Origin of the sequence: Mycobacterium sp. 1423905.2 (assembly GCF_001673155.1) — a bacterium.
In the GTDB taxonomy this organism is placed as follows: domain Bacteria; phylum Actinomycetota; class Actinomycetes; order Mycobacteriales; family Mycobacteriaceae; genus Mycobacterium.
In genome coordinates this window covers 1-16,649 of record NZ_LZLE01000219.1, presented here as the reverse complement: position 1 = coordinate 16,649, position 16,649 = coordinate 1, and the positions used below count along the sequence as shown (strand labels likewise).

Annotated in this window: 14 protein-coding genes; 4 read left to right on the top strand and 10 right to left on the bottom strand. The window is 66.2% G+C overall.

What is annotated here, in order from left to right; translation table 11 throughout:
• Positions 1–1,043 (bottom strand): SDR family oxidoreductase (locus tag A9W95_RS13520; RefSeq protein ID WP_156746186.1); only part of this gene is annotated, 1,043 nt, incomplete at its 3' end.
• A 55-nt stretch (positions 1,044–1,098) separates the two neighbouring features.
• On the bottom strand, positions 1,099–1,806 hold the full coding sequence (locus A9W95_RS13515; protein WP_067413295.1) for a histidine phosphatase family protein: 708 nt from the start codon (positions 1,804–1,806) through the stop codon (positions 1,099–1,101).
• Between the two features lie 94 nt (positions 1,807–1,900).
• Here A9W95_RS13515 and A9W95_RS13510 point away from each other — a divergent pair, with 94 nt between their 5' ends.
• Positions 1,901–2,773 carry a MaoC family dehydratase gene (locus tag A9W95_RS13510; protein WP_067413292.1) on the top strand — a complete coding sequence of 291 codons (873 nt, stop codon included), beginning with the start codon at positions 1,901–1,903 and terminating at the stop codon, positions 2,771–2,773.
• On the opposite strand, the gene A9W95_RS13505 is transcribed toward A9W95_RS13510, so the two are convergent.
• The 7 genes from A9W95_RS13505 to A9W95_RS13475 form a co-directional block, all read right to left on the bottom strand.
• On the bottom strand, positions 2,770–4,164 hold the full coding sequence (locus A9W95_RS13505; protein ID WP_256388890.1) for an APC family permease: 1,395 nt from the start codon (positions 4,162–4,164) through the stop codon (positions 2,770–2,772). The genes A9W95_RS13510 and A9W95_RS13505 overlap by 4 nt on opposite strands.
• A 27-nt stretch (positions 4,165–4,191) precedes the next feature.
• Complete coding sequence (otsB, locus tag A9W95_RS13500) at positions 4,192–5,328, bottom strand: trehalose-phosphatase (protein WP_067413287.1); 1,137 nt, start codon at positions 5,326–5,328, stop codon at positions 4,192–4,194.
• A gap of 46 nt (positions 5,329–5,374) precedes the next feature.
• A complete protein-coding gene (locus A9W95_RS13495; protein ID WP_067413284.1) occupies positions 5,375–6,643 on the bottom strand; it encodes a wax ester/triacylglycerol synthase domain-containing protein in 1,269 nt (422 codons plus the stop codon).
• A gap of 306 nt (positions 6,644–6,949) precedes the next feature.
• Positions 6,950–7,441: an FHA domain-containing protein gene (locus A9W95_RS28410; protein ID WP_082983080.1), complete on the bottom strand. Its 492-nt coding sequence runs from the start codon at positions 7,439–7,441 to the stop codon at positions 6,950–6,952.
• A 60-nt stretch (positions 7,442–7,501) separates the two neighbouring features.
• Complete coding sequence (locus A9W95_RS13485) at positions 7,502–8,914, bottom strand: cell wall metabolism sensor histidine kinase WalK (RefSeq protein ID WP_067413278.1); 1,413 nt, start codon at positions 8,912–8,914, stop codon at positions 7,502–7,504.
• A gap of 42 nt (positions 8,915–8,956) precedes the next feature.
• A complete protein-coding gene (locus A9W95_RS13480; protein ID WP_067413275.1) occupies positions 8,957–9,697 on the bottom strand; it encodes a hemolysin III family protein in 741 nt (246 codons plus the stop codon).
• Positions 9,698–9,699: 2 nt separating this feature from the next.
• Positions 9,700–10,974, bottom strand: a complete 1,275-nt coding sequence (locus A9W95_RS13475) for an MFS transporter (protein WP_067413298.1) — start codon at positions 10,972–10,974, stop codon at positions 9,700–9,702.
• A 102-nt stretch (positions 10,975–11,076) separates the two neighbouring features.
• Here A9W95_RS13475 and A9W95_RS13470 point away from each other — a divergent pair, with 102 nt between their 5' ends.
• Both A9W95_RS13470 and A9W95_RS13465 read left to right on the top strand, forming a co-directional pair.
• Entirely contained in the window at positions 11,077–11,751 is a 675-nt protein-coding gene (locus tag A9W95_RS13470) for a response regulator transcription factor (protein ID WP_067413272.1), read from the top strand.
• A 37-nt stretch (positions 11,752–11,788) separates the two neighbouring features.
• Positions 11,789–15,076 (top strand): error-prone DNA polymerase, encoded by a 3,288-nt coding sequence (locus A9W95_RS13465; protein WP_067413270.1) that lies wholly within the window; start codon positions 11,789–11,791, stop codon positions 15,074–15,076.
• 5 nt (positions 15,077–15,081) lie between these two features.
• Here the strand turns inward: A9W95_RS13465 and A9W95_RS13460 are convergent, their stop codons facing one another.
• On the bottom strand, positions 15,082–15,693 hold the full coding sequence (locus A9W95_RS13460) for a response regulator transcription factor (protein ID WP_253851649.1): 612 nt from the start codon (positions 15,691–15,693) through the stop codon (positions 15,082–15,084).
• Between the two features lie 164 nt (positions 15,694–15,857).
• On the opposite strand from A9W95_RS13460, the gene A9W95_RS13455 reads away from it, so the two are divergent.
• The coding region (locus tag A9W95_RS13455) for an oxidoreductase (protein ID WP_067413267.1) at positions 15,858–16,649 on the top strand (792 nt) is incomplete at its 3' end.

Here is a 16,649-nt window from a genome sequence, read left to right as displayed (position 1 = left end):
CCGCTACGCGGATCACTGCCGAGGTCGGTGGCCGCGCCGGTGTTGAAGGTGAGCGGCCGGGCGAAGGTGCTGCGCAACATGGCGGCCACCCAATTAGGCATTCCAGCAGAGGTTTTCGACGTGGTGGACCTGGCGCCCACGTTCGTCTCCGACCGGACCCGAACGGCGTTGCGCAGCACCTTCGCCCGGCCGCTCACCTTCAACACCGGCGCGGCCACCGACCTCGGCAGTGATCCGCGTAGCGGCGGCAGCCCGGCCGCTCTGGCAACCCCGCGGTAGATTCCGCGCAAACCAATGCTTCTATTTGCGGTGAGATGGAATGTCTGACCGTCGCGGTCGGGGCTGTGCAGCAGCGCAACCATCGCGTCGACGACATAGTCGACCGGGACGATATTGGTTCGGCCGGTGTCCGGCAACAATACTGGGGTCAACGACGGGAGGGCCGCGAGTTTGGCCAGCACCCCGAAGAAGTAATACGGGCCGTCGATCTTGTCCATCTCCCCGGTTCGCGAATCACCCACCACCACCGCCGGGCGGTAGATGCGGTAGCGCAATCCGGTGGTCGAGCGCACCAGCGACTCGGCTTCGAACTTGGTCTGGTGATACGGGGTCGGTAGCTGTTGACCTACGTCGAAGTCGGTTTCGGTGTACTCGCCGGGGAAGTCGCCGGCCACCGCAATCGAGGAGACATGGTGCAATGTGGCGCCCAGTCGCCGCGCGAGCTCGATAACGGCCCGGGTGCCCTCGACATTGACGGCGCGCTGTTCGGGCTCGCGCGCGGTGATGTCGTAGATCGCCGCGCAGTGGACCAGATGATCGGCCTGTCCCAGCTCGGCCAAGGAGTCCTCGCTCAGGCGCAGATCGGCGAGGTCACCCACCAGCGGCCGCACTCGATCGCCCCAGTGCGCCGCCAGGCGTTCGAAGCGCCCCAGCGACTCGCGTCGGACCAGGACCCACACCGTCGCATGGGGCTGCGTCTGCACAAGTCGGGCGACCACGCGGCGGCCAATAAACCCGGTACCGCCGGTAACGACATACCGCATTCAGCCATGGTGGCGGCTCGGACGGCACGCGTCAACCGCCGACCGGTGCGGCCGGTCAGGTGAAGGTGCGGATGCCGTCCCAGTCGACCACCGTCCAGCCGGTCAGCGGGTTGCCGGTGAGGACCACACGCCCGGCGTTGGGCAGCGGGTGGGTGGTCATCAGATTCGTCTTGGCATTGACGGCGTTCATCAGCGTCCAGACCATGATGGCCGCGCCCTGAGAGAAGACGACGGGCTTCTTGTTGCCGCTGTCGTAGATCTTGCGGATCGCGGCGGTGAACTGGTCGTTGAATTCTTTGCCGTCCACCGAACCGGGGATGTTGTTTCGGATGTCGCCCTGCAGCCACTGCGCCGGTGCCAGCAGATAAGTCGTGCTGGCCGTGGATTCGGGTTTTCCGTTGAACCAGCCGGCGTTGATGGATTTCAGGCCGGGCAGCACCTCGACATGCTTACCCAACTCACTGGCGAGCGGGCCGGCGGTCTGCTGGGCTTCGGCCATAGACGAGGCGTAGACGGCGTCGAAGTCGTTGTGCCGCGCCTGATGCGCAAGCTGCTGGGCCTGACCCTTGCCCTCGTCGGTGAGGCTGGAGCCGGGCACCGTGGTGTCAATGACACCGTCGGCGTTGGCTTGCGACTGGGCGTTGCGGATGAACGTCAACGTGATGGTGTGCGCTTGCGGAGTACTGCCCCCGCCGCAGGCGCCGACGAAGATCGCCACGGCGACGAGTGCCGCTGCCTTCCACATGCTGATGCGCTTGGCCATGGCGATAGCCTGCCCTGCCGACACCGTCGGTGGGAAGGGTTTGCGATGGTTAAGTCGAGAAAAAGCTCAATTCCGCAATCCTGAGGAGACTCGCATGGCGATTGACCCGAGTGCTATCGGCGCGGTGACCGACCCGGTGCTGTTCGAATGGACCGACCGCGACACCCTGCTCTATGCGCTCGGCGTCGGCGCTGGGCTCGATGACCTGTCCTTCACGACCGAGAACAGCCACGGCATCACTCAGCAGGTGCTGCCCACCTATGCGGTGATCTGCTGCCCCGCCTTCGGTGCGGCCGCCAAGGTGGGAACGTTCAACTGGGCCAAGCTTTTACACGGTTCGCAGTCGGTGCGTCTGCATGCACCGTTGCCCGCGGCGGGCAAGCTGTCGGTGGTGACCGAAGTCGCCGACATCCAGGACAAAGGCGAGGGCAAGAACGCGATCATCATGCTGCGTGGCCGCGGCACCGACCCCGACACCGACACGCTGATCGCCGAGACTCTGACCACGTTGGTCATCCGCGGCGAAGGCGGGTTCGGGGGAGAACCGGGACAGCGGCCTGCGGCACCGGAATTCCCCGACCGCGAACCCGACGCTCGAATCGAGCTGCCCACCCGCGAGGACCAAGCGCTGATCTATCGACTCTCCGGTGACCGCAACCCGCTGCACAGCGATCCCTGGTTTGCCAAGGAACTAGCCGGATTTCCCAAGCCGATCCTGCACGGCTTATGCACCTACGGGGTGTCCGGGCGTGCGCTGGTGGCCGAGTTGGGCGGCGGTGTCGCGGCCAACATCACCTCGATCGCGGCGCGATTCAGCTCACCGGTCTTTCCGGGTGAGACTCTGTCCACCGTGATTTGGCGTACCGAACCGGGTCGCGCGGTGTTCCGCACCGAGGTGGCCGGCGCCGACGGCGGGGAAGCCCGGGTAGTGCTGGATGACGGCGCGGTGGAATACGTGCCGAGTTAACGATCGGCGGTGCGGTAGTAGTGCACATACGCCGCCGCCGGTACGACCAGGAACGTGATGACGATCAGGCAGATCGAGAAGTAGTTGGGGTCTCCACGCCCAGTCAGCAGAATTGTCCGGTAGTCGAACGACACCGCTAGCGCCACTGAGATCGCCACCGCGGCTATCGGTAACACTTTGCCGGTGAACGCGTTTGGTCGCACCGCCTCGGGGGCGGCGGTCCGGTTGCGGACCAGGGCGACCAACGCTATCGGCACGATGATGAACTGGATGAAGCGGGCGATCACCGCCAACCCGGTGAGGTTGACGATGTCGAAGCTCAACGCCAGCGGAAAGGCCAGCGCCAGCGCTGCGGTGACGCAAAACGCCAGCATGGGAACACCGAATCGATTCTGCTTGGACAGGCGGGCCGGCAGTATTCCGGTGTCCGACAATGCCGTCCACACCCGCGGCGCGCCGAACGACGCGGCCACGTTGATGCCGAACATCGAGATCAACGCGCCGAGAACAACGATGGTCCGAAAGGTGTCATTGCCGATGGCGGCCGCCAGTCGCACGGTGTCGCGGGAGGCGACGACCTTGTGGGCTCCCAGCAGCATTGCCGTCGTAACGGCCAAGACGTAAACGACGCCCACACCCAGGATCGCCAGTGGTATCGCCCTGGGCAGGTTGTGGTCGGGGTTTTCCATCTCCTCCGCGGCGTTGGCGATCGACTCGAAGCCGGTGAAGGCGTAAAGCGCTGCGACCGTGGCGAGCACCACTCCGGCCACCACGCCGTGCCCCACATTCACGACACCGAACAACGCGTAGGGCGCCGGGCGATAGACGTCTGCGGACTCGCCGTAGTGGTTGACGTGTCTGGTGATGACGACCCATAGGCCGCCGGCGATGAAGATCGACAGCGCGAGAACTTTTCCGATGGTGGAGATTCCGTTGGCCCATTCGATCACCCGGTTGCCGAAGATGTTGATCACCAACAGCACGGCGATGAACAACAGGAACGCCAACGTCTTGACGCTGAGCAGGCGGGTGTCGTTCGCCCAATCCTGATGCGGGAACGCGACTCTCAACAACGTCGAGACGAACAGCGTGGCCAGCACGCCCCACGCGATGGAGGCGACGATGGCGTGGGTGACGCCGACGTAGATGCCGATGCGTTGGCCGAATGCCGCGGTCGTGTAAGCGTAGGACGCACCGTTGGTTTTGACATATCGGGCCGCGGTGGCGAAGACGAACGCCATGATCCCAGCGAACAAGCCCGCCATCACATAGGCGAGTGGGGCCAGCGGACCGGCGAATCTGATCACCGCGCCGGGGGTCAGGAAGATGCCCGCGCCGATGATGCCGTTGACCCCCAGCATGACAACGCTGAAGAAGCCGAGCTTACTGATGAGAAGCCCTCCTAGTCGCGAGCGGTGTTATGCGCTCGTCCGAAGCCGGCGGGCCAGCTGCGCGGTGAATTCGCTTACCCGCGCCGGACTGTCGAGTCCGAAAAGCGCCGCCGTCGCGCGATCACCGTCGTCGCCGTGGCGCACCACGATCGGAATGCCGTGTAGGTCACCGTCGCGAACCGCATCGAAGGCGTCTTCGTCGGTGATGTCGTCGCCGAGATAAATCGGCACCAGCGGACCCGATCCCGCATCGTATAGATGATCGATCACCCAGCGCAGCGTTCTGCCTTTGTCCCAGTCGACGTCTGGGCGCAACTCGATGACTTCCCGGCCGGTGGTCACCCGCAGCGCATCGCGCCGCCCCGCGGCCCGCACCGCCGCCGCCACCTCGCCGACTCGATCGCGCGCAGCGTTGCGGTAGTGCACCGACACCCCGAACCGCTTGTGTTCCACCGCGACACCGGGAATCGATCCGATCTGGTCGCGCAGTTGGGCGGCCGCTTGCTCGAGTATTGGGATCGCTTGCGCCGCTTGTGCGTTCTGGTGGTGCGTTCCGTCCGGGGCGGTCAACTCGAAGCCGTGACTGCCGGCATACCAGAGGCCGGGCAACCCGACCCGCTGGGTCACATCGGCGAGGTCGCGGCCGCTGAGTATCGCGACCGGGCACGCCGCGGCCAGTTCTTGCAGCGCGTCGGTTGCCCCGGCGACGGGCTCGGCCGCATCCGGGTCCGCCACGATGTCAGACAGCGTGCCGTCGAAGTCGAAGAACACCGCGGGGGCGCCGGTAAGCTTCGGGACGGCCTCGGACGCGTCGGGCAGTTCGGACATGCGCCGGTCACCGGTGCGCACATCGACCTCATCCAGTGCGGCGACCGCCGCGTCGGCGCCGGCCTGAGTGTCCGCGTCGGCGCCCACGGCAACAACCAGAGCGAAGCCGGCTTTGCGGGCGGTCGTGACGCCCTGGGCGTCGGCGGCGAGGACAGCACAGCGGTCCGGCCGCACCCGCAGTTGGTCGGCCGCCTCGATCAGCGCGTCGGCGTCGGGGCGCAGGGCGCTGCTGCGGACTCCGGCGTCGCGCAGCCGCCCGACCAGCGCCTGGCCGGAGCCCAGTGCGCTGTCCAGCAGTACCGCGTCATGGCGGCGCGGGTCGATGATGACCGACATTGACCCACCTTCTCACGGTGGTCGCTGCGGTCCGGGGTCGGCTGCGTCAGTGCCGGGCGTGGACGGACGGGGTGAACGTGTGCCGTTGCGCACCGCCGGTAGTGGCGCGTGACGAACGCCTGCGGCGATCCTTGCCGAACAGCAGCACGGAGTCCTCGCTGAGCGCCACCAGCCGTGCGATGCCGCGTTCGATGCCGGCGGCCAGTTGCGCCAGGTCTGATGCGGCGTCGTAGGCGTCGGTCATGCCGAACACCAACTGGTCGCCGTAGCTGAGCACCGCGACTCCGGTGCTCTGCTGCAACGCCGTCGGCGGGATGGGCAGCACCTCAGCCAGGCTCTGGCCCATCAGTCGCAAGCGGTGTCGCGGGCCGGGCGCACTCGTCGAAAGCGTCACCACACCGGTGTGCGGTTTCCGCGCGAAGGCGTGAAACGCTCTGGCGCACAGGGTTACCGGGAGTAGATCGGAAAGACCCGTGGACCGACCCGGGCTGGGCGTGGGCCGGATGCGCTGGGTGTGCACCGCGCGCAGTCGGCGGATCGGGTCGCCATGTTCGACGGGCAGGTAGGGCAGTTGAGCGGGGATTCGACTGTCGGTCCGTTCGAGGGTGCGCACGGCGTCGGCGCGGGGTTCCTCACCGCGGTGCAACAGCACCGCCCGGAAGCCTTCGCTGATGGCGGCCAGGGCCACGTCGTTGCCACTGACTCCGAACTTGCGGCATACCCGGTCGATGTCGGAGCGTGGCACGCGCACCGTGCGGTAGTGCCGCCTGACGGTGTGCGGACCGGTCGGTGACAACAGCGTGGCGGGCAGCTGCAGGAGGTGAGCTGCTGCGGTCCAGGGCGCCTGCCGGAGGGTGTCGGCCCAGGTGCGCGGCGCCACCCTCGGCGGCGAAATCGATGTGCCAGCCGGGTTTTCCGCGAACATGGTGGTGTCGGCGTCGTCGCAGAGGGCGCCCAGCAGGTGTGCCGCGGACGCGCCATCGGCCATGCCGTGCTGGACCTTCATCAAAATGGCCCACCGATTGCGTTGTAGGCCCTCGATGATCCAGCACTCCCACGGTAGGCGAAGGGGCTCAACGGGGCGTTCCAATGCATGGGCAATCGCTTGACGCAGTGCCGTGTCGTCACCCGGACCGGGCAGTGCCACACGTTGGATGTGCTGATCGAGATGAAAGCTCGGCTGGTCGGTCCAGACTGGTGGAATGCGTTCGGAGAAAAGAGATTTCAATTTGCGGTAGCTGGGGACGGCGCCTTCGATGATGGCTACCGCGCCGAACGCCAGGCTCGCGTTTTCCAGTGTCGTCGAATTCGCCATCACAAGTCCCCACCGTCGTTTCTTGACTCGTATCAGTGTCCTTCGCGAGAGATAACGGCGATAGCCCCTGCAGGTTAAGATTGTGTTTTGCGCTTAAAATGTTGAGCCGCAGGGACAGTGCGGCAGTATCTCTGATCCCAGTGACAACCCGACGACCGGCGCGCTCGTCTCGAGCGATGTCAGCAGTGGCCCAGCTGATCGAGCGGGCAAACTACGAGACGAAGGCAGTCCTGTCTGTTTGGAATCACAACCAGTCTAACGGAATCCGCGCTTTGCCGCCGCCGACGCGGTCGCCTCAATTCGACTTCACCACGCGGGATGGCGCCAGGGTATCGGCGTGGAACCGGCGGGTCGGTTTGGCCGCGGTACCAGGTTGGAGCCCGACACCACGAACTGGGTGTTGCCGATGGTGACGATGTCACCGTTGCGCAGCAGCGCCCGACCGATCCGTGAACCATTGACGAACGTGCCGTTGCGGCTGTTTACGTCGCGGATCTCCACACCGGCCGACGTGGACACCAGAACCGCGTGTATGCGCGATACCAACCCGTCGTCCAGGACGATGTCGTTACTGCTGGCGCGACCGACCGTGGCCTTGACCCGCAGGGACAGAGGCAGCAGGTGACGCATCGTGTCCCCGGTCAGTTCCCTAGAGCCGGGAGCCGTCGTACCAGATGGCGGCGTGGCGGCGAATCGCGTGGTGTTGGCGGTCGCAGCCCAAGTGTCGTGGTATGTCTCCGTTGGTATCCGCTGCAGGTTGGCCCACATGCCATACCGAGCGGCTCTGATATCGGCCATGCAATCAGCCTCGTCGCCGGCCGCTGTGGGGACGCTGAGAAGGGACTATCGCCGCAGGGATTATCGGGAGCCAGTGGGCAATGTCACCGTGAACGCCGCACCGCCATGGGCTGCGTCGCCGACGGTGACGGTGCCATGATGCGCGCGGACGACTTCGGCCACGATGGACAGCCCCAGGCCCGATCCACCCGAGGACCGGGCGCGAGCGTCGTCCAGGCGGACGAATCGTTCGAAGATCCGAGTCCGCTCGGTTGCCGGGATTCCGGGACCGTCATCGGCGACGATGATGACGGCGTGTCCAGCGTCGTAGTGGCAATCCAACTGAACGGTACTGGTGGCGTGCCGCGCCGCGTTGTCGACCAGGTTGCGGATCACCCGGGCCAGCGCGGCGCGGTCGCCGACAGCACGACAGGCTTGGATGTGGCTGACGATGTGCAGCGATAAAACGTTCTTTAGCCGGCTCGCTTCGGCGGCGAGCAGGTCGTCGAGGTCGACGTCGTCTTGACGCAGGTTCAGCGCATCTTCGTCCGAGCGTGCCAACAGGAGCAGTTCGTCGATCAGGTGCTGCATCCGGCGGGCTTCGGGGAGCAACGCCTCGTTGATCAACTCGTTGTCCATCAGTTCCGGGCGGCCAGCCGCCATCTCCAGGGCGGTCGTGATCGTTGCCAGGGGGCTGCGCAGTTCGTGGGAGGCGTCGCCGACGAGGCGGCGTTGGGCCTGCCGCCCACGTTCCAAGCGCGCGAGCATCGCATTCATCGTGATCGCCAGGTGGGCGATCACGTCGCGGGTGGGGGGCACCGGCACGCGTTCGGCGAGGTCCGTGCTCGAGATGAGCGCCACCCGGGCACGGATCGCCTCTACCGGTCCCAGCGCGGCGCCGACCAACCGGTAGGTACCCACTACCCCCAACGCGATGATGGCCGGAGCGCCGACCGCCAGAAGGGCGGTGACCTTGCGCACCAGGTGTTCGACGTGTTCCTGGTCGGCGCCGACCAGCACAGTGACGGCCCCGCCGGGCAGGGACACCTTTTGCGCGCTCATCCAAAGGTCGTAAGTATCGTGCGGTCCCTTTGCGCGGCCCACATTTCGCGCGTTCCCGGCGTCCAACGACACGTGTGTCAGCGGTGTTTTGGGTGCTCCGGCGGAGGAGGCGACCACTTTGCCGGTGCCGTCGACGATTTGGACGGCACCGATCTGGCTGTCGGTGGCCAGCAGCGACGGATTCAGGTTCCGCGCCGTATCGGTACGCAGTTCTGCACTGATCTGCTCGGCACGGGCCGCGGCCGCGTGTTGGGCACTGGACTCCAACGATCGGTACAAAACCAGCGCCAGAACCCCGCAGCCGATGGCGAAACACGCGGTCATCACCAGTGCGGCCGCTAGCGCCGAGCGAGTCCGCACACTCGCCCGCCTCGGGTCGAGGCGGCCGACGATCGGGGCCCGTCGGATCGCCCGCAATGTGGAGGCCTTCATCGCACCCTCCCTCGCCGCACGCGGGCCGCCGAAGTCATCAGGCTAAAAGACCACAAACCATATGGCGATGAAGTGGCAGATGGCCGCGATGGCAGTGCAGGCGTGGAAGAACTCGTGAAAGCCAAACGTCGACGGCCATGGGTCGGGCCACTTCAACGCATAGAGGATGGCACCGATGCTGTACAAAATGCCGCCGACGAACAACAGCACCAGCGCGGTCACCCCGGCGTCGCGCAGGATGCTCCCGGTGTACCAGACCGCCACCCAACCCAGCAGTAGATAGAGCGGTACGCCCACCCAGCGCGGTGCCGACGGCCAGAGCACATTCAGCAAGATCCCCGCGACGGCACCGACCCACACGACGGACAACACCACTCGCCCGGCATCGGGCGGCAGGGCCAGCAGAGCGAACGGTGTGTAGCTGCCGGCGATGAACACGAAGATCATCGAATGATCCAGTCGTCGCATCCATTTCCGCGCGGTTACGGATTTCCAATTCACCCGGTGGTAAGTGGCACTGACGGCGAACATGGCCACCGTGGCGCAGCTATAGGCCAGCGTCGCCAGCCCCGCCTCGGTGGATACCGCTGCCCACGACACCGCGACCAACACAGCACCCGCAATTACAGCGGCGCCGGCCGAGTAGACGTGGATCCACCCGCGCAAGCGGGGTTTGGTCAAGACTTGGGTGACGCCTTGGGCCAGCTGCTGGGCAGCATCGACAGGCCTCAGCCGTTCGTCATCGCAGAGAGTCGAGCCGGATGGAGTGTGCAGGTAGGTCATCGTCAAACGGCCTTTCGTGACGCAACAACAGGAACCGGGACAAGCACAGGTGGTGGCGGTGATGCACGGTTACAGCGGGGCTGGCCGGTATCCAGCCCGGGCCGGCACAACTGTGTTGGCACCAACCGCGCCGCTGCCAGTGGGAACAATCCGCACAGCGCCCACGCCAGCGGATAGGCCGATGCGGTGATCAGGACACCGAATAGCGGGGGGCCCGCCGCCGCGGCCAGCCGCTGGGTGGTGTTTTGGGCGCCCAGCGCGCGTCCGCTCCAGAACGGCCCCGCGTGCTCGGTGATGGCGGTGGCCGCTAAACCGTTGTCCAACACCGCAATCACCGAGATGATGACCATGAGCACGACGTCGAATCGCCAGCCCAAGCTATCGGTGAGGCCCAATAGAAACAGGATCACCGCGCAGGCGACGGCGATCACGCGAACCGGCCGCATGCGCGACCCCACGCGGTCAGACCAACGGCCGACCGCAACACGGCCCACCGCGCCGAGTACCTGTGTGATGGTCACCAGACCGCCGGCCGCCGCCACCGACCAGCCGTGGTGGTTCATCAACCAGACCAGCATGAACGTCACGGTCACCGTTTGCGGCATCATGAGCAGCGCCGACACCAGGTGAATGCGCCACAAGACCGACGACCCGCGATAGGGACTGGCCAACTCATGCGCACTGGCCGCGTACCGGGGTTTGCGCGGTGGGTCAGCGATGCCGACGATGCTGACCACTGCCGCCAACGCGCAGGCCAGTCCGGGAAGGATCAACGCCGCCTGCGAATTCCATTCCGCCAGTTGGGGCATCAGCAACGCGCCCAGGGCGATCCCGAGCGGTTGTGCGGTCTGGCGAACTCCCATCGCCAGGCCCCGTTGATGTGGCGGGAACCAGCCCGACACCAGCCGGCCGCCGGCGCTGTTGCAACTGGCCGCAGCCATACCACCGAGGAAAAGGAAGACACCCATCAACGCCAGTGCGTGAACTGACGCCGCGGCATAGGCCGCGACCGCGGTGAGCGCCGAGCCCACGGCCATCACCATCCGCTCACCGAACCGGTCCAGCAGGTAGCCCCAGCCGACCAGCGTGACCACCATGCCCCAGCTCGGCATCGCCGACAGAAGACTCGCTTGGCCCAGCGAAATTCCGCGCGCGGCTTTCAGGGCGGGGATCAAAAAGGCGACACCGTTGATGAAAAGAAAAGCGCTCGCCGTCACGCCCAGTGACACGATGACGATCGACCAGCGCACCCCCGCACTCGCCTCGAAGTCGGTCATGGCACCACAGTGGCCATTGGTGGCTGTGGGGACGCTGAGCGGCAGATCACGGCCCACGGACTCTGCTTGACTGGGACATCAACAACACTCGGAGGGGGGACCGTGCGCGTTCTGCTGGTCGAGGACGAAGAACGACTGGCGCAGACGGTGCGTCGGGGTCTGGTCGCCGAAGGATTCGTTGTCGACGTCAAGCACGACGGTCGGACTGGATTGGCGGCCGCGTCGACCGGGGAATTCGACGTGGTGGTGCTCGACATCATGCTGCCTGGGTTGAGTGGCTACCAGATCGTGCGGGAGATGCGGAACCGTCAGGTGTGGACACCGGTGTTGATTTTGTCGGCCAAAGATGGTGAATACGATCTGGCCGACGCGTTCGACATCGGCGCCGACGACTACTTGACCAAACCGTTCTCATTCGTGGTGCTGGTGGCGCGACTGCGGGCGCTGTTGCGCCGGGGTGCCCCGGAACGCCCCGCCGTGTTGACCGCGGGGACTCTGGCGTTGGATCCGGCTCGGCGACTGGTGACCCGTGGCCAGACGGTGCTGTCGCTGACTCCGCGTGAATATGGCGTGCTGGAATTCTTGTTGCGGCACAAGGGAGATGTGGTCAGCAAGTCAGAGATTCTGCGGTCGGTATGGGATTCGAATTACGACGGCGACGACAACGTCGTCGAGGTCTACATCGGCTATCTGCGGCGCAAGGTCGACGCCCCGTTCGGGTTGGCGACCATCGAAACGGTTCGCGGCGCCGGTTACCGACTGCTCCCCGAGCAGTAGACCAGTGTATCGAACATAAGTTCGATACACTGGTCGCGTGGGATGGGGGAACGGGCCGCCCAGCTGGGCGGAAATGGAGCGGTTGCTGGACGGCAAGCCGCGCCATGCCGGCGCGCCGGTGACGCCCAAACCGGCCGACGAGGCGCCGCTGTCCCACAAGCGCGGGTCGTACACGCCGAGTCCGGAAAATCGGCGCATCCACTCCGCCATCCCATACGCCGAGTTGCATACGCATTCGGCGTACAGCTTTCTGGACGGGGCCAGCACCCCGGAGGAGTTGGTCGAAGAAGCCGCCCGGCTGGATCTGCGCGCGCTCGCGCTCACCGACCACAACGGCTTGTACGGGGCGGTGCGATTTGCCGAGGCGGCCCACGAACTCGACATTCAAACCGTGTTCGGCGCCGAGCTGTCGCTGGGCTGCGAAGCCCGCACCGAGCAACCCGATCCGCCCGGCCCGCACCTGTTGGTGCTGGCTCGGGGCCCGGAAGGGTACCGGCGGCTCTCGCGGCAACTGGCCGCCGCGCATCTGGCCGGTGGCGAGAAGGGCAAGCCGCGGTTCGACTTCGACGCGCTGACGCAGGCCGCCGGCGGTCATTGGCACATTCTGACCGGATGCCGCAAAGGCCATGTGCGCCAAGCCTTTCACCGAGGAGGGTCGCAGGCGGCACAGCGAGCTTTGGCCGATCTGGTGGATCGGTTCGGCGCCGGCAGGGTCAGCATCGAATTGACTCATCACGGTCATCCCCTCGACGACGAGCACAACGCGGCGCTGGCCGAGTTGGCGCCGCGCTTCGGGGTGGGCGTCGTCGCCACCACCGGGGCGCATTTCGCTCATCCGTCGCGGCGCCGGCTGGCCATGGCCATGGGGGCGATCCGGGCTCGCGAGTCGCTGGATTCCGCCGCCGGGTGGCTGGCACCGCTGGGCGGTTCCCACTTGCGCTCCGGTGTGGAGATGGCGCGCCTGTTCGCCCAGCGGCCTGAGGCGGTGGTCGCCGCCGCCGAGCTGGGGGAGCAGTGCGCGTTCGGGCTGGCGCTCATCGCGCCGCAGCTGCCGCCGTTCGATGTGCCCGACGGACACACCGAAGACAGCTGGCTGCGGTCGTTGGTCATGGCGGGCGCCCGCAACCGCTACGGGCCACCCGAGCACGCCTCCCGCGCCTACGCGCAGATCGAGCACGAGTTGAAAGTAATTGCCCAGCTGCAGTTTCCGGGCTACTTCCTGGTGGTGCACGACCTCACCCGGTTCTGCCGGGACAACAACATCCTGTGCCAGGGCCGCGGATCGGCGGCCAACTCCGCGGTCTGTTACGCCCTGGGTGTCACCGCGGTAGACCCGGTGGCCAACGATTTGTTGTTCGAACGCTTTCTATCACCGGCCCGCGACGGGCCGCCCGACATCGACATGGACATCGAGTCCGATCAACGCGAAAAGGCCATCCAATACGTCTACGACAAATACGGCCGCGACTACGCCGCGCAGGTGGCCAATGTCATCACTTACCGCGGGCGCAGCGCGGTACGTGACATGGCGCGCGCCCTGGGCTATTCGCAGGGGCAGCAGGACGCGTGGAGCAAGCAGATCAGTCACTGGAACGGACTTGCCGACTCGCCCGACGTCGAGGACATCCCCGAGCAGGTGATCGATTTGGCGAATCAGATCCGCAACCTGCCGCGGCATATGGGCATTCACTCCGGCGGCATGGTCATCTGTGACCGCCCGATCGCCGACGTGTGCCCGGTCGAGTGGGCCCGCATGGAGAATCGCAGCGTCCTGCAATGGGACAAAGATGACTGTGCGGCAATCGGTTTGGTGAAGTTCGACCTACTCGGGCTGGGCATGCTCTCAGCGCTGCATTACGCCATCGACCTGGTGGCCGAACACAAAGGCATCGAGGTGGACCTGGCCAAGCTGGATCTATCCGAACCGGCGGTGTACGAGATGCTTTCGCGTGCCGATTCCGTCGGCGTCTTCCAGGTGGAGTCCCGGGCGCAGATGGCCACCTTGCCGCGGTTGCGGCCGCGGGTGTTCTACGACCTGGTGGTCGAGGTCGCGCTCATCCGCCCCGGGCCCATCCAGGGCGGCTCGGTACACCCCTACATCCGGCGCCGCAACGGCCTGGACCCGGTCTGCTACGAGCACCCGTCCATGGAACCGGCCCTGCGAAAGACGTTGGGCGTGCCGCTGTTCCAAGAGCAGCTGATGCAGCTGGCGGTCGACTGCGCGGGTTTCTCCGCCGCCGAGGCCGACCAGTTGCGCCGGGCCATGGGGTCCAAGCGGTCCACCGAGCGGATGCGGCGGCTGCGCGGGCGGTTCTACGACGGCATGCGCGCTCTGCACGGTGTCGATGACGACATCATCGACGGGATCTACGAAAAACTGGAGGCCTTCGCCAACTTCGGTTTCCCTGAAAGCCACGCGCTGTCGTTCGCCTCGCTGGTGTTCTACTCATCGTGGTTCAAGCTGCACCACCCGGCGGCGTTCTGTGCGGCGCTGCTGCGGGCCCAGCCGATGGGGTTCTATTCACCCCAGACACTGGTGGCTGATGCGCGCCGGCACGGCGTGGTGGTGCACGGGCCCGACGTCAACGTCAGCCTGGCGCACCCAAATCTGGAGAACGCGGGTATGGAGGTGCGCCTGGGCCTCGGCGCCGTCCGCCATATCGGTGACGACCTCGCCGAGAAGCTGGTCGAGGAGAGAAAAGCCAACGGGCCGTTCGCCTCTCTGCTGGACTTGACCACCCGGGTGCAGCTGAGCGTGCCGCAGACCGAGGCGCTGGCCACGGCCGGGGCGCTGGGCTGCTTCGGCATGTCCCGGCGAGAGGGGCTCTGGGCGGCCGGTGCGGCGGCCACCCAACGGCCGGACCGGTTGCCCGGAGTGGGCTCGTCGTCACATGTTCCGACGCTGCCCGGGATGAGTGAGCTGGAGTTGGCCGCCGCCGACGTCTGGGCCACCGGCATCTCTCCGGACAGCTATCCCACCCAGTTCTTGCGGGCCGATCTCGACGCGCTGGGCGTCATCCCGGCCGACCAACTGTTGAGCGTGCCGGATGGGGACCGCGTGCTGATCGCCGGCGCGGTGACCCACCGGCAGCGACCGGGCACCGCCCAAGGGGTGACATTCCTCAACCTCGAAGACGAGACGGGGATGGTCAACGTGCTGTGCACCCCGGACGTGTGGGCGCGGCACCGCAAATTGGCGAATACGGCTGCGGCGATGCTGATTCGCGGGCAGGTCCAAAACGCCACCGGCGCCGTCACCGTCGTCGCCGAGCGCATCGGCCGCATCAGTTTGGCGGTGGGCTCGAAGTCGCGGGATTTCCGATGAGGACGTCAGCGCGGCGCGAGTTTGTGTTGGTGAGCGTAGACGACGGCGTGGATGCGATCGCGCACCCCGAGTTTGGCCAATATGCGCGACACGTGGGTCTTGACGGTCTGTTCGCTGAGCACCAGCTGTGCCGCAATCTCGGCATTGCTGTAAGCCTGGGCAACCAACAGCAGCACTTCGTATTCGCGGGCGGTCAGACTCGCCACCTCGACGGGGGTGGGTACCGGGGCCAACGATTCGGCGACCCGGGTCGCCAACCGGCGCGTCATCGCCGGATCGATGACCGAGTCGCCGCGGGCGACGATACGAATGGCTCCCAGAAGTTCATCGGGTGGAAGGCTTTTCAACAGGAAGCCGCTGGCGCCGGCTTGCAGTGCTTGGGCCAGCACCGTATCGCTGTCGTAGGTGGTCAGCATCAATACCCGGGTGGCGCCGGCTGCGACTATCGGCCCGATGGCGCCTAGACCGTCGAGCTTGGGCATCCGCACGTCGAGCACAGCGACGTCGGGCCGCAATCGCAACGTCACATCGATGGCCGCCCGGCCGTCACCGACATCAGCAACGCACGTGGTGTCGGGATGCGCGTCGACGATCGCGCGCAGACCCGCCCGGAACACCGCATGGTCTCAGCGATCAAGACGCGGATCGGGTGCGTCATGACCCCTCGATCGGCAAGGAAACCACGGCGTGCCGGATGGACCGAGTCGCCGGCTTCTTATGAATCGGCTCAACAACTATGCGCCAAGTAGACGCAAACCCGAAACGAGCGCAAAGTACACACATGCCGCACGCTACTGATTCGAAAGTCTGGTTCCTGACCGGTGCGTCCCGCGGGTTCGGCCTGGAGCTGACGCGCGCGATCCTCAGCCGGGGCGATCGGGTGGTCGCCACCGCGCGGCGCGCCGACCAGATACTCGCCCAGCTGCCCGACGCCGGCGAGAGCCTGCTGGCGGTGGACCTCGACGTCACCAACGCCGACCAGGCGCAGCAGGCGGTCCAGCGTGCGGTCGACGCCTTCGGCCGCATCGACGTGGTGGTCAACAACGCCGGCCGCGGCCTGCTAGGCGCCGTCGAGGAGGCATCCGATGCCGCGGTCCGAGCCGTCTACGAGGTCAACGTCTTCGGCGCCCTCACGGTCCAGCGAGCCGTGCTGCCCGTGTTGAGACGCCAACGCAGCGGCCACATCATCAACATCAGCTCGGTGGGTGGGCTGCTCGGCGGGCCCGGCTGGGGAATCTACAACTCCACCAAGTTCGCGATGGAGGGGTTCAGCGAGGCGCTGGCGAAAGAACTGGCGCCGTTGGGCATTTGCGTCACGATCGTCGAACCAGGTTACTTCCGCACCGACTTCCTCGACGCGTCGAGCTTGGGCACCGAGGAGAACGTCATCGACGACTATGCGCCGACGGCCGGCGCCACCCGGGCCCATGCCCTCGACGTCAACCACGCCCAGCCCGGTGACCCGGTCAAAGCGGCCGCGGCCATCGTCGACATTGCCTCGGTGCCCAACCCGCCGCTGCACCTGCTGCTGGGCAGTGACTGCGTGCAGGCGGTGGAGGAGAAGATTCAGCAA